Here is a 14,437-nt window from a genome sequence, read left to right on the forward strand (position 1 = left end):
AGATAAAATTGTCTTTTTGGGCTTTGGCAACAATGTTTTTTGCCGGTTGTGCAGACTTGGATTACAACGAGGCTTCAAGTCGTGATGAGGCGTGGACCTATAATAGTCCTCTTAATGGCGTCAAGGCTCTGGTCTATGATGTCTATGCACAAATGCCAAGTGAGTTTAAGGATGACTTCTATGGTATGGGGGCAATGACCGCCAGTGCTACGGATGAGGCTGAGTTCTCGCTTTCATACTCTGCCATTCACAACTATTACAATGGTGGATGGAACCCATCTAACCCCTTCCGTGATACATGGGATAGGTCCTATCGTGCCATCACGCAGATACATATGTATCTTGAGCGCATCCATCAGATTGATCTGTCGGATTATGAGTATGCCCCCGACTATCAGAATATGGTGCAGCAATTCGAACTGTTTCCTTACGAGTTGCGTTTCCTTCGTGCCTATTTTTATTTTGAGCTGGTACGAGCCTATGGGGATGTCCCCTTGGTGACTACAAGTCTGCCCAATGGACAAGCCAACAGCGTGGAACGCACACCAGCCAGCGAGGTGTTTAAGTTTATTATTGATGAGTTAGATGCTGTGGCAGAATATCTGCCTGTTTCGTACAAAGATATTCCAGGACAGGAGATAGGTCGTGCAACACGTGGCGCAGCACTTGCTCTGAAGGCCCGCGTATTGCTTTATCAGGCCTCGCCTCTGTTTAATCCAAATGGTAATAAAGAACTGTGGAAAGAGGCTGCTGCTGCCAGCAAGGTGATTATCGATCATGCACAACGTTGGGGCTACAAACTCAGTAGCTATGCCAACCTTTGGGGGCATGATACTTTTACGAACCCCGAATTTATCTTTGTCCTTGGTACTCAGGCCAGCAATACCTTCGAGTGCAACAATTATCCTGTCGGCGTGGAGAACGGAAACTCGGGCAATTGTCCCACACAGGCATTGGTCGATGCTTACGAATATCAGACCGATGGCAGGACGTTCAAAGAGAAACATCCAGGTGATGTTGATGTGACTACCGAGACACCATACGATGGTCTTGACCCGCGTTTTGCACTGACAATTGTAAAGAATGGCGACCTATGGCCAGCCAATACGGCTCAGCAAATCGCTATAGAGACTTATCAGAATGGTTTCAATGGTGCGCCCAAATATGGTGCTACCCCTACTGGCTACTATTTGAAGAAGTTTGTTGATGGTAACTGTATCACCACCGCTAATAACCAGACTTCCACACGCCACAATTGGATTGTGATGCGTCTGGCCGAAGTTTATCTTAACTATGCAGAGGCGATGTACAACTACTATGGTAATGCCGATGAAAAGGGAGAATTCGGCTTGTCGGCTAATGAGGCTGTTAATGTGCTCCGCAACCGTCCTGATATTATGATGCCGGAATTTCATGGTAACAAAGGTTTCGAAGAGCGTTATATGCGTGAACGCATGGTGGAACTTGCTTTCGAAGGTCAGCGTTTTTGGGATGTGCGCCGCTGGAAGAAAGGTGCAGCTTTCTTTAAGAATGTGGACGTGGCCTCATTCAAGTTGGACAACAATGGTCACTTGATTCTTAATAGGATTACTAAGAGTCGCCAGTGGGACGAGAAATACAATCTCTATCCCATCCCGCAGTCTGAGATTCAGAAAAACAGTCGTCTGAATCAGAACCCCAATTGGTAAAATTCAATCAATCACATCAATAAATAAGTAAAAGATGAAGAAATATATTACAGGCCTTCTGGCCACATGTCTTACAGCGCTGGCAGTTCTGGTGATGTCCTCATGCAGTCATGACGATGCTGTTGATGCCAACCAGCTACTTGAAGTGAAGTCTGTCTTACCCACGAAAGTCATGGAAGGTCAGGTTGTCACCATCACAGGAACGGGACTTGATGGTGCCACGTCAGTTGTGTTCCCAGGCAATGTCGCTGTGAACAACATCAATAAGTTGGGCAACGACTATATGACAGTAACCACCCCTGCTGGTATTGCAGCAGGGGGTGGAGCCATCATCGTTGAAGCTAATGGTGAATCGGCCGAAGCTCCTATGCGCCTGACTGTCGGCGACCCTGCTCCTTTGCGCGTAGCACCACTCGATCAACCCATCAAAATCAACGAGTGTGTTGAAGTCTATGGAAAGGACCTCGAGTTTATGACTAAAGCCTATTTCCCTGGTGCTGATGGGCATGAGGTTGTGGTTAATGCCAACCTGTTTAGACGTAAGGCAACAGGGGCTCTTTCAATCTATTCTCCCATGGGCGTTAAGGCCGGACTAGCCCAGGTGGTTCTCGAGGATTGTAGCGGGAAGAAGTATAGTCTGCCAGAGGTCACATTGTCTGACGAGGTGTCAGGAGGTACCGAAGAGACTGGCGGTGAGAGATATGTCCCCATCTGGCAAGATGATGTCTATATTTATGATTGGGCTAATTGGCAGTATCTGAGCTCAGATCAGTTGAATCTTGAAGGTATTCAGCTTCGCGAAGGACTGATGATGCGTCTAACCTTTGATAATCCGGATGGTGCCAGCGTGTGTGTCTGTGATGCCAATTGGGGTACACCTAATGTTGATGGGCAGGGTAATAACACCGTGTGGGTAGCAGCAGGCACCACCGAACTGGAATTTCCTATATCACAGGGCATGGTTGAAACGTTGACTGCTGGTGGTGGCATCATCATTGGTGGTGGTAACTACACGCTGAAGAAGATTGAACTGTTTCGTGAGTATCCCACACTCTGGTCGGGTGAGTACACGACGGGCTGGTGGTGGTATCTTCCTGCTTCCGAGCTCGATCTTTCGGGCATCACACCCGAGGCTGGGCAGATCATAAGGTTTACTTTTGCTCACCATGATGCACCGCAGACTTTCTGTTTGTGCGACGGATGGTGGGGAGCTCCTTACATTCGCGATGGTGGCGAAAGCGATAATAATATTGTACTTTCTGCAGGTGAAGATTTCTTGGAATTTGAAATTTCAGAAGGTATGGCAGCTACCATGAATGGTGGTTCAGAAACAGCGCTTATCATTGGTGGCGATATCACCATCACTAAGATTCAGATAAAAACTGATTAAACATCCTGTTAGAAATGAGAAAACTTTTATTATTATTGTTGTTCCTGAATTACTGGACTCAAACAGAGGCTGCAGGTAAAATCGTGGTCGCCTATGTGACATCATGGACGCAGACTATTCCTGACCCGATGGTGATGACGCATATCAACTATGCCTTTGGCGGTGTGGGCGATAACTTCAAAGTATATTGTGATAACACAAGTCGCTTGCAGAAGATCGTGAAACTCAAGGAAAAGAATCCGCAGTTGAAGGTTTTGATTTCTGTTGGAGGCTGGGGACGTGGCAATTTTACACCGATGGCATCCAGTGCTCAACGACGTAAGGTTTTTGCAGAGTCGTGCGTTAAGTTCTGTGAGAATAATCATCTCGACGGGATTGATATCGACTGGGAGTTTCCTGGTAACAACTCAAGTGGGGAGAAATCTCCTGGCGATGAGAAAAAGAACTACACTCTTCTGATGCGTGACTTGCGTGAGGCCTTAGGAGAGAAATACCTGCTGACAATGGCTTCTTCGGCCGATCCAGGGTACTACGACTTCAAGGGATGTATAGAATATCTGGATTTCGTGAATGTGATGACTTACGATATGTCGGGCCCTCCCAACCATCATTCGGCGCTGTATCGTGGTGGTACAGTAGGCAATGGTTGGTTAGTGACTCATGAGAGTATTCAGCACCATCTGAAAGCTGGTATCCCTGCCGACAAACTGGTCATGGGCATGCCTTTCTATGGTAACAGCGGTGCGGGTAGTCAGATTTCGCTGGAGGAGATTAAGAAGGGAATAGAGAGCGGCAAATGGACTGATCATTGGGATGATGTTGCGAAAGTTCCCTATGTAACGGATTCCAAAGGTAAGTTTGCCTATGGCTATGATGACGACCGTTCGCTTGCCATCAAGTGTCAGTATATCATAGATAACCATCTTGCTGGCGGTATGTACTGGGAGTATTGTAATGATGATAATCAAGGTACTGAGCGCACTACTGTTTACCAAAAACTGGTAGGTAGTGCTCTCACTGAAAGTATAGCCGAAGTACTTACTTTAGATGAGACTGACGACCGCAAAACGGGATTGTACGACCTTCTGGGACATCGCATTACTTCACCTAAACCTGGAGGCTTATATATCAAGAACGGGCGAAAGTATTATCAGAATTTTTAAATAATCGGCAGTGAGATGCCGTTGATCTTCTGGAATACGTCGAGGGCATACACGTCGGTCATGCCGCTGATATAGTCGATGATGGCCATGATACGCGTCTCCAGGTCGGGGGCATCGATATCATACTGACTCGACACGCGACTGATCAGATGCTTCGAGTAGAAACGCTCTGGATGAACGGCGGCATTGATAAACGTCTCCATCAGGGTCTGGATAATCTGATAACCCGACAGTTCAACATCCAGCACTGGCCGGCTTTTATAGATATATTCTACCGAGAGCTCGCAGCAGTGCTTGTAGGCCTGTTGGGGAAGCTCGCTGATATGGTCTATCAGACTGCCTTGGAACGCACCGCTCAGTATCTCGTCTTCGTGCTCTACAAACACGCGTACACATTCATTCTCGAGTTTGCCAATCACACAGGCTCGCAGATATACCACCTTTTCGTTATTGTCGTCCACACCTTCTTCGATGAGGCGGCTCTGAATGCGGTTTTGTGTCTCTTCGTCGAAGAAACCTAGTAGCAAGCGCATGGTCTCGTCGTGCGAAATAATCTTAAGTTTGTGGGCATCCTCAATGTCCATAATCTCATAGCAGATGTCGTCGGCAGCCTCTACAAGATATACCAGCGGATGACGGGCATAACGCAAGGACTCGCCTATCTCGGATTTGCAGGGAATGCCCAACTCGTCAGCGATGCGACGGTAGTCGGCTTTCTCAGAATCAAAGAATCCGAACTTTCCTTTCTTACCTGCTGCGCTCGAGGCATATGGATATTTTACGATGCTGGCAAGAGTGGAATAAGTCATGACAAAACCGCCCGGTCTTCTGCCCTTGAACTGATGGGTGAGTAAACGGAATGCATTGGCATTACCCTCGAAGTGGGTGAGGTCGTTCCAGAAGTTGCTGTTCACCTGGCGCTGCAGGTCGTAGCCGGCACCTTCAGTAAAGAAGGCCTGGATGGCCTTTTCGCCACTATGACCAAAGGGCGGGTTGCCCAGGTCGTGAGCCAGACAGGCGGTAGCCACAATCTGTCCAATCTCCTGAAACAGCGTATCTTTCAGTTCTGGGTGCTTCTGGATGAGCTTGGCAGCCACATCATTTCCCAACGACATACCTACACTGGCCACCTCGAGCGAGTGGGTCAGACGGTTGTGCACAAAGATACTGCCTGGGAGTGGGAATACCTGTGTCTTATTCTGCAATCTGCGAAACGGAGCAGAGAAAATCAAACGGTCGTAATCACGTTTGAACTCTGTTCTGTCATCATGGCGCTCAGGATGCCTGTGCTCCTGACCAAGCCGTTTGTTGGATATCAGTTGTTGCCAATTCATCATAATCAGACTGCAAAGGTACGAAAAATACGCGCAGTAGCGGCATATTTCGCAGAAATTAACGAAAAAATCAAAAAAATAGACCATGAAAGGGTGATTTCTAAGGTAAAAGGCGTACCTTTGCACATTAGATTAAAATATTATTTTAAAGATGCTGAAAATAAAAGTTGTAAACAAAGGTCACCAGCCGTTGCCACAGTATGCCACAGTGCAGAGTGCCGGCATGGATCTGAGAGCGAATATAGATGAAGCCATCACCCTGAAACCTCTGGAGCGCCGCCTGATTCCCACTGGTTTGCATATCGCACTGCCCGTAGGTTATGAGGCTCAGGTGCGTCCGCGTAGTGGTTTGGCACTGAAGAAGGGTATCACCGTTCTGAATACGCCTGGCACGATTGATGCCGACTATCGCGGCGAGATTGGCGTGGTGCTTATCAACCTCTCAAACGAGGATTTTGTTGTCGAGGATGGCGAGCGTATCGCTCAGATGGTCATCGCCCGTCATGAGCAAGGTGAGTTTATCCCTGTCGAGGTGCTCGACGAGACAGAACGTGGCGAAGGTGGTTACGGACATACTGGTGTGAAATAGCTCATGTTGATGAAGAAATTAGGACTGTCGTTGTTATTACTGCTCTCTGTGACCACTGGTTACGGACAGCGTGAGTACGACCAGTTTTTTCTTGAAGCCATGGTGCAGCGCCAGAAGGGTAACAACGACGCGGCTTTCGATCTGTTGCGCCACTGTCTGGAAATCAACCCTGAGGCTCCCGAGGCTTACTACTTCCTGGCGCAGTATTATAATGCCTTGAAGGATGGGGAAAAAAGTATGGCTTATATCAAAAAGGCTGCTTCGCTCGATCCTGACAATGCTACCTATATGGAAACATTGGCACAGGCTTATATCCGGCAGCAGGACTATGAAGCTGCTATCCCTGTAGTTGAGAAGATTTATGAACGGGATAAAGAGCGTGAGGACTTGCTGGAGATGCTGTTCCAACTCTACCAGCAGGTGCGCGATTATGATGCTGCGGTAGAAGTGCTGAACCGTATCGAGGCCATCGACGGTAAGAATGAGCGCCTGTCGGTAGCCAAGAGCGAACTCTATACCCGTATGGGCAATAAGAAAGCAGCTATTGCCGAAATGAAGGCACTGGCAGAGAAGTTTCCCAACGATGGCAACTATCAGGCTTCGTATGGTGAGACGCTGATGATGAACGGTCAACTGAAGAAAGCACTGAAGGTGTATGACAAGATCTTGAAGGGCGAGCCCGATAATAACCGTGTGCTCATGTCGCTGCGCACCTATCATCAGGCATTGGGGCATCAGGCAATTGCCGACTCACTGACAGAGCGTGTGCTGCTGAACCGTAATGCCACTATCGAGGAGAAGGTGCAGCTGCTTCGCCAGGAGATCTCAGCCAGCGAGAATGCTGGTGGCGATAGTACCCGTGTGCTGCAGTTGTTTGATATGATTCTGAAACAGCCACAGACAGATGAGCACATGGCCATCCTGTGTGCCTCGTATATGAATGTGAAGAAGATGTCTAAGGATAGCATCAGTAAGGTGCTCGACAAAGCACTGCAGATAGCCCCCGACAACTCATCGGCACGCTTGCAGCTGATAGGTTATGCCTGGGAGAATGATGACATGGAACGTGTCATTTCGCTCTGTCAGGATGCCCGACAGTATAACCCCGACGAGATGGCATTCTATTATTATCAAGGTGTGGCTTATTACCGCCGCGACAGTTTGGATGCTGCACTCTCGGCATTCAAAAACGGTATTGGCGTGATCAAGGAGGATAGCGATCCTGCCATCGTGTCCGACTTCTATGCCGTGATGGGCGACATCCTGCATCAGAAGGGTTTGGTACAAGAGGCTTACGAGGCCTACGACTCTTGTTTACAGTGGAAGGATGATAATATCGGGTGCCTGAATAACTACGCCTATTTCCTGAGCGAGAGTGGTGAGCAACTGTCCAAGGCCGAGCAGATGAGCTTTAAGACCATCAAGGCCGAACCAAAAAATGCTACCTATTTGGATACCTATGCTTGGATTTTGTATATGATGGGACGCTATTCCGAGGCCAAGATATACATCGACCAGGCTCTACAGAATATGGATGAGTCGCAAGACAACTCCGTGATTAAGGAACATGCAGATAAAATAAAACAAAAAGCAAATCAATAATGAAACTGAAGAGTATCGTAAGAATGGCCGTTTTGGCTTTGCCATTGGTGCTTGTTTCGTGTAAGTCGCACAAAAAGGTTACCGATGCTAAACCTATGTTTGAACAGCGTCAGACAACTGACTTTGTGAATCAGGTGCGTGATAATCAGCAAACCAACAAGTTTATCACCTCAAAGGTGAAATTCTCAGTAGAGGTTGGTCCTCAGAAGCTTACGCTGACAGGCAATCTGAAGATGCGTCGCAATGATGTCATCAGATTGCAGCTGATGGCCTTTGGTTTCGTTGAGGCTGGACGCCTGGAGTTCACCAAGGAATACGTGCTGATCATGGACCGTATCAATAAGCAGTTCCTGAAGGCGCCTTATCGTCAGATTGACTTCCTGCGTAACAGTGGTTTGAATTTCAATGCGCTGCAGGCACTGTTCTGGAACGAGCTCTTCGAACCTAACCAGGGTAGCGAGGCCGTGGTTATCGATAAGAGTAAGGAGGGTGAAGGTAATTTCACCACTGTTGAGAATGGCGATGATATAATTATCGGTCTGGAGGATGGTAAGATGTCCTACAGCTGGCTGGCCAGTAAGAACACAGCATTGATCCGTATGTCGAACATCCTCTATAAGGACCGCTTCAAGGGTAACACCCAGCTCAACTGGGACTATGCCGACTATGAGGTTTTTGGTCGTAAGTTGTTCCCCAAGAAGCATAACATCACACTGACCACGCCGGATAAGGAAGTGAAGTTAGGTCTGGTGCTGAATTATCTGGGCACCGATTCACAGTGGGATGCACGTACTGAAGTGTCTAACAAATATCGTGAGGTGACAGTAGATGAGATACTCCGCCGATTCATGGCACTATGATGAATCGGGTGTTGCGTTTTGATTTCGTTGTGATGGTGCTGGCAGCACTCATCGCGTTTTCTACACCTGCTGTTGCTCAGCAGAAGGGGAAATCTGCCCCTAAGCGTACTGCCACAACAGGTAAGAAGAAAACAACTAAGAAGACTACCACCAAGAAGAGTTCTACTGCCAAGCCTGTGACGGTGAACAGTTTGAAAAACGAGCAGCAGCGGGTGCGCAAGCAGATTGAGGAGCAGCAGCGCAAGTTGCAAGCCAACGAGCGTGATGTGAAGAAGCGTTTGCAGAATCTGCTGATTATCAATAATGAGATTGCCGATAAGCGTAAGTCTATCGACACCATCCGTCACGATATCAATCGTTTGGATGGTAATATCCATACCTTAGAGGTACAGATAGAAACATTGGACAAGGAACTTCAAGCGCGTAAGCAGCGCTTCATCAAGTCGATGAAGTATATGCATCGCAATCGTAATCTGCAAAGCCGACTGATGTTTGTGTTCAGTGCCAAGAATCTGTCGCAGATGTACCGCCGCTTGCGTTTTGTACGTGAGTATGCTGCCTACCAGCAGAATCAGGCCGAGGCTGTGAAGTCTATGAGAGACCAGGTGACCGAGGTGCATGATGAGTTGACCGATACCAAGAAACAGAAAAGTGTTTTGTTGGTACGCGATGAGCAGGAGCGCCGTTCGCTCGAAGGCAAGCAGGAGGAGCAGAAGAAGATGGTGTCGTCACTGCAGAAACAGCAGAAGACCATTCAGAGCATTATCGACAAGCAGAAGAAACGTGATGCAGAGTTGAATGCACAGATCGACCGTCTGATTGCACAGGAGATAGCTCGTGCCAAAGCACGTGCTGAGGCTGAGGCGCGTCGTAAGGCTGCTGAGGCTGAGGCTAAACGTAAGGCTGAGGAACTGGCTCGAAAGAAGGCTGCTGCTGAGGCTGCCCGCAGGGAGAATGAGCGTCGTATTGCTGAGGCTAAGGCGCGCGAGGAGAAAGCCAGGGCTGAAGCCCGTGCTGCCGCTGCCCGTAAGAATGCAGAAGAGAAAGCTGCCGCAGAACGTGCTGCCGCTGCAGCTGAGCGTGAGCGCCTGGCTGCAGAGCGCAAGGCAGCGGCTGATGCTAAGGCGCACGAGAAGGAACTGGCTGAGGCCAAGAAGGCTGAACCTGTCTATACAGTTTCGAGCGAAGACCGTCAGCTCAGTGGCAACTTCGAGAGCAATCGTGGGCGTCTGCCTATGCCTATCACAGGTGGATATCGTATCGTGAACCATTTCGGTACCAATCATGTGAATGATGTGAAAGGTCATGTGACACTAGATAAGAAAGGTATTGATATCAAAGGACAGCCGGGAGCTGCAGTGCGCTGTGTGTTTGATGGTGAGGTGAGTGCGGTGTTCAGTTATGCCGGTACCACTGTGGTCATCGTGCGCCATGGTAGCTACCTGTCGGTTTATTGCGATCTGGCATCTGTCAATGTGAGCCGCGGTCAAAAAGTAAGCACCCGACAGACCATTGGTCATGTGGGTGCTGAGGGTTTGATGCAGTTCCAGTTGCGCCACGGCAGTGCAAAACTGAACCCCGAAGGCTGGCTGGCCAGATAGGCTCTGTCTAGTTAGTATAGCCCATCCAGCAAACCTACATAGGTATCAATAGCCTGCTCAATCTCTGAAATCTTAATAAACTCATTGGCTGAGTGCGACCTGCTTGATTCGCCTGGCCCTAACTTGAATGAGGGGAATGGCATCAGCGCCTGGTCGCTCAGTGTGGGCGAACCAAAAGGCTGCATACCTCTGTCCAGGCATCGCTTGATGAGCGGATGCTCGGGCGAGATGGCGGATGAGTGCAAACGGAACGAACGCGCCCGCAGTTCGCACTTGGTCATCTTCTTACAGAGAAAGTTAAACAGATATTCATTCTGATAGAACTCGTTTGTGCGTACATCTATCACAAAGTGCAGGGTGTCGGGCACCACATTGTGCTGGGTACCACTCTCTACAACGGTGACGGTCATCTTCGTAGGTCCTAACAGCGGACTCACCTTCCTGAATTTATAGTCGCGCAGCCATACCAGGTCGTCTAGTGCCTCATAGATGGCATTCACACCTTCGTTACGGGCTGCATGCCCCGACTTGCCATGGGCATAACCATCAATAACCATCAATCCTTTCTCAGCTATGGCGGGTTGCATGCCTGTTGGCTCTCCCACAATCGCTACATCTACTGGTGGTAGGAATGGCAGCACTCTGGTCAGACCGTTCTGCCCTGAAATCTCCTCTTCGGCCGATGCTACCCACAACAGATTATAGTTGCGTGGGCGATAGAGCATGATGCGATAGGCTTGTAGCAGCGCAACCAATCCGCCACCACAGTCGTTGGAGCCCAGTCCATAGAGAATGTCACCCTCTTGGGTAGGGGTGAACGGGTCGCGGGTCCACGAGCTAACAGGTTTCACGGTGTCTATATGGGCGTTCAGCATCACTGTCGGACGGTTGTTGTCCCAGTCGGGACAGCCCACCCAGAGGTTGTTGCCTTCACGACCAAACGGCAGGTTCCACATTTGTAGGTAGGTTGACAATTTGTCTGCTGCCTTGGTCTCGTCTCTGCTGATAGAAGGTGTAGCGATCAACTCCTTCAGCAGTCCTACGGCATCATAGGTGTAGTTTTTGGTTTCCATATCTTATTTGCTTTTGTTTTTCGATATCCATACTGATAGCAGCATCGAGAGCACCAGTACGCCGAAGATGATGGCCAGCGACCAGGGTGTGGGCACCTTGTAATGCCAGATAACTTCCATCAGCATTTTTATGCCTACAAAACTCAGGATGATACCCAGTCCGTATTTCAGATAGGTGAAATACTTGGCTACGGCAGCCAGTGCAAAGTAGAGGGCGCGCAAGCCCAGGATGGCGAAAATGTTTGAGGTGAGCACGATAAACGGATCGCGGCTCACGGAGAAGACGGCTGGGATGGAGTCGACAGCGAAGGCTACGTCGGTAGTCTCTATCACCAACAGGGTGATGAAGAGTGGTGTGGCCAGGCGTTTGCCGTTTTCGATGATGAAAAACTTGTCTTCGTGCATCTTGTCGGTCACGGGGAAGAACTTCTTGAACAACTTCACAAAGATATTCTTTGAAGGATCAACTTGTTCGTCATCATGATGCTTGAACATTTTGAATCCCGTATAGATAAGGAACAAACCGAACACCCCGAGAATCCACTCAAACTGCGAGATGATGGCTGTGCCTGCAAAGATGAAAATGCTGCGTAATACCAATGCTCCGAAAATACCCCAGAACAGCACCTCGTGCTGATACTTGTTTTTCACACCAAAGAAGGAGAAGAGCATCAGGAACACAAAGAGGTTGTCCATCGATAATGATTTTTCAATCAGATAGCCTGCCAGAAACTCCATGGCTTTCTCGTGGGCATCGCCTGGATAAAACAAGTAGATGCCACCGCAGAACAACAGTGACACGCCAATCCAAACAGCAGTCATCTTCAGTGCTTCGGATACGCTCACTTCATGTTGTCCTTTCTTACCAAACGACTTTAGGTCAATCAGCAGCATGATGAGCACCAATATGTAGAATAAAATCCACGTCCAAATAGGTAAGTTTATCATTTCCATTATTATTCTTTTCTTTTATATGCGCTGCAAAGGTACTGAAAAATTCCGTTCACTCGTGTCAAAATGGAGGAAAAAATTGAGAGGTTCTTCGGTTTTCCAAAAAATAGTTGTATTTTTGTACCTTGGTATGCAAAACCGGATGTTCGATAAGTTTCCTTTGGTGCGTTTGGCAGTGAGCCTGATTGTGGGCATTGTCATTGCTGCCAGTGTGCCGATACCCGTGCCTGTCCTACCAGTACTGGCTGGTCTGGTGGTCATCGCATGTCTGCTTTATAGGTTTTCAAATGCGCAGTCGGTAGCTGTTATAGTGTGTTTCCTGTTGTTGGGCATGTTTGTGATGCAACACCATCAGCAGCTGTCGGCCGAGTCGTCTGCTACCACCATGATAACGTCTTCTAAGTCTTTTTTCCTGGATCAACGTGAAAAACTGTTGTCGCGCTTCACCAGTCATGGTCTTGATGGCGATGCTTATGCTGTGGTGGCTGCCATGGCACTAGGCGATAAGTCGGCGCTCTCGCAGACAGTCAAGGATACCTATTCTGTAAGTGGTGCCTCACATGTGTTGGCGCTCAGCGGTTTGCATCTAGGCATCATCTACATGCTGCTGTCACTGTTTTTGCCTCGTCGCCGATGGCCGGCCTTGTCGCAGTTGTTCACCATCCTGGTAGTCTGGGCGTTTGTATTTCTGGTTGGCATGCCGGTCAGCGTTGTGCGTTCGGCTGTCATGCTTACGGTCTATGGGTTGCTGTCGTTGGGGCATCGTCAGAAGATGTCGGTCAACGTGCTGGCTTTTACACTCATACTGATGCTCTTATGGAATCCTTCATGGCTTTTTGATGTAGGCTTTCAGATGTCGTTCATGGCTGTAGGAGCCATCCTGCTTTTTGTGCCGTTGTTCGAGCAGGTGTTCTCGGCACAGTATCTCATGACCCATCGCTGGTTCAAATGGGTGTGGGGCATGGTGGCGGTGTCGTGTGCAGCCCAACTGGGTGTGGCACCGCTGATAGCCTATTATTTCGGACGGTTTTCAACCTATTTCCTGCTCACCAACTTTGTGGTGGTGCCAGTAACATTTGTGATTCTCTGGCTTTCGATGCTGGTATTGGTGTTTCCTTCCCTCGCGTACCTATTATTATATATAGTGCAAATGCAGTATGCCGTTTTGCATTGCATCGCCACACTGCCGGGGGCTAGTATCGAGGGCTTGCATCCGTCGCTGATTCAGTTGATGATGACCTATGTGATCATCTTCTGCACCTATCTTCTTATAGGAAGAATAAAACCATTGCTGGAATGGAGAGCATCGATACCAGAGTCGTCATAAAGGTTACCTCGGTTATCGTGGTGGTGTCCTTACCGTATTTCAGACAGAGAATAGTGCCATAGGTGGCTACGGGCATGGCAATCACCACGGTGTTGATATTCACCACAAAGTCGCTGAATCCCAATGCTTTGCATAAGAAATACATGCCGATGGGCAGGATAGCCAGTCGGAAGAGGGTGGTGGCATAGACGGTGGCATTGCCCAACAATGATTTGAGTGGGAGGTTCGACATCGACGAACCGATAATCAGTAGGGCTGCAGGCACAGTGATATTGCCAATCATCGTGAGTGGCTGACTGATAGCTTCGGGGATGTTATCAATGCGCAGGGCCACAATCAGCATCGTCAGATAGCAGGCTAGCATAGGGGTGGAGTAGAGTACCTTCTTCTCGAATCGCTTCTGCTCTACATCGCTCTTACCGGTTATCAGAAAGGTGCCAACGGTAAACACGGCAAATGTGTTCACCACATTCAGCACAGCTGCATAGAACACTGCTTCGTGTCCGAATATCGAGGCCACCACGGGGTAGCCCATAAAGCCCACATTACCAAACATCAGTGCAAAACCGATGATGCCTTCATCTTCTTTTTTCTTGGTCAGGTAGTGTGGTAGCAGATAAGCCACTCCTGTCAGCACAACATAGGTAATCACGCTGATCAGCAATAGGGGCAGAATATACTCGCGGTCGGGCAGCTCACCTGTCATTGCCGATGACAGAATCAGTGCCGGACAAGTCATGTTGATTACCAATCTCGACAATTGTCTATCGAAATCACCTCCTAAATATCCCAATTTGCCTGCGCCATAGCCCACTAATACTATGACAAACAGTGTCATCATCACTACAAACATGGTGCA

Annotated in this window: 12 protein-coding genes; 8 read left to right on the forward strand and 4 right to left on the reverse strand. The window is 48.7% G+C overall.

The genetic code is table 11. The features are described 5' to 3' along the window. Positions 1 to 32 precede the first annotated feature (32 nt). From T360_RS0102370 to T360_RS14440, 3 genes are read left to right on the forward strand one after another with little or no spacing between them, the layout of a single operon-like run. The gene (locus tag T360_RS0102370; RefSeq protein WP_231488050.1) at positions 33 to 1,688 is read left to right on the forward strand and encodes a RagB/SusD family nutrient uptake outer membrane protein; all 1,656 of its coding nucleotides are present in this window, start codon (positions 33 to 35) and stop codon (positions 1,686 to 1,688) included. Positions 1,689 to 1,722: 34 nt separating this feature from the next. Next, positions 1,723 to 3,078 carry an IPT/TIG domain-containing protein gene (locus T360_RS14435; protein ID WP_028911375.1) on the forward strand — a complete coding sequence of 452 codons (1,356 nt, stop codon included), beginning with the start codon at positions 1,723 to 1,725 and terminating at the stop codon, positions 3,076 to 3,078. Between the two features lie 14 nt (positions 3,079 to 3,092). Beyond that, complete coding sequence (locus T360_RS14440; protein WP_081772657.1) at positions 3,093 to 4,241, forward strand: glycoside hydrolase family 18 protein; 1,149 nt, start codon at positions 3,093 to 3,095, stop codon at positions 4,239 to 4,241. Here T360_RS14440 and dgt read toward each other — a convergent pair. Next, positions 4,238 to 5,575, reverse strand: coding sequence for a dGTP triphosphohydrolase (gene dgt / locus T360_RS0102385; RefSeq protein ID WP_028911376.1), 1,338 nt, complete (start codon positions 5,573 to 5,575; stop codon positions 4,238 to 4,240). The genes T360_RS14440 and dgt overlap by 4 nt on opposite strands. Positions 5,576 to 5,726: 151 nt before the next feature. Between dgt and dut the strand changes: the two genes are divergently transcribed. The 4 genes from dut to T360_RS0102405 are packed head-to-tail and all read left to right on the forward strand — an operon-like array spanning position 5,727 to position 10,227. Continuing rightward, the gene (gene dut, locus T360_RS0102390; protein ID WP_028911377.1) at positions 5,727 to 6,164 is read left to right on the forward strand and encodes a dUTP diphosphatase; all 438 of its coding nucleotides are present in this window, start codon (positions 5,727 to 5,729) and stop codon (positions 6,162 to 6,164) included. Between the two features lie 9 nt (positions 6,165 to 6,173). Then, positions 6,174 to 7,766 (forward strand): tetratricopeptide repeat protein, encoded by a 1,593-nt coding sequence (locus T360_RS0102395; protein ID WP_231488036.1) that lies wholly within the window; start codon positions 6,174 to 6,176, stop codon positions 7,764 to 7,766. Beyond that, positions 7,766 to 8,626, forward strand: a complete 861-nt coding sequence (locus T360_RS0102400) for a DUF4292 domain-containing protein (protein ID WP_028911379.1) — start codon at positions 7,766 to 7,768, stop codon at positions 8,624 to 8,626. The genes T360_RS0102395 and T360_RS0102400 overlap by 1 nt, the downstream gene beginning before the upstream one ends. Then, a complete protein-coding gene (locus tag T360_RS0102405) occupies positions 8,626 to 10,227 on the forward strand; it encodes a peptidoglycan DD-metalloendopeptidase family protein (RefSeq protein ID WP_081772667.1) in 1,602 nt (533 codons plus the stop codon). The genes T360_RS0102400 and T360_RS0102405 overlap by 1 nt, the downstream gene beginning before the upstream one ends. 11 nt (positions 10,228 to 10,238) lie before the next feature. Here T360_RS0102405 and T360_RS0102410 read toward each other — a convergent pair whose 3' ends face one another. Further along, positions 10,239 to 11,300, reverse strand: a complete 1,062-nt coding sequence (locus T360_RS0102410; protein ID WP_028911381.1) for a M20 family metallo-hydrolase — start codon at positions 11,298 to 11,300, stop codon at positions 10,239 to 10,241. A 3-nt stretch (positions 11,301 to 11,303) separates the two neighbouring features. Further along, complete coding sequence (locus tag T360_RS0102415; RefSeq protein WP_028911382.1) at positions 11,304 to 12,254, reverse strand: TerC family protein; 951 nt, start codon at positions 12,252 to 12,254, stop codon at positions 11,304 to 11,306. A 139-nt stretch (positions 12,255 to 12,393) separates the two neighbouring features. Between T360_RS0102415 and T360_RS14445 the strand changes: the two genes are divergently transcribed. After that, positions 12,394 to 13,578, forward strand: a complete 1,185-nt coding sequence (locus T360_RS14445) for a ComEC/Rec2 family competence protein (protein WP_051523298.1) — start codon at positions 12,394 to 12,396, stop codon at positions 13,576 to 13,578. Here the strand turns inward: T360_RS14445 and T360_RS0102425 are convergent. After that, the gene (locus T360_RS0102425) at positions 13,520 to 14,419 is read right to left on the reverse strand and encodes an AEC family transporter (RefSeq protein ID WP_231488040.1); all 900 of its coding nucleotides are present in this window, start codon (positions 14,417 to 14,419) and stop codon (positions 13,520 to 13,522) included. The two genes, T360_RS14445 and T360_RS0102425, sit on opposite strands and share 59 nt — an antisense overlap. Positions 14,420 to 14,437 lie beyond the last annotated feature (18 nt).

It is taken from the genome of Prevotella sp. MA2016 (assembly GCF_000619825.1).
Taxonomy (GTDB): domain Bacteria; phylum Bacteroidota; class Bacteroidia; order Bacteroidales; family Bacteroidaceae; genus Prevotella.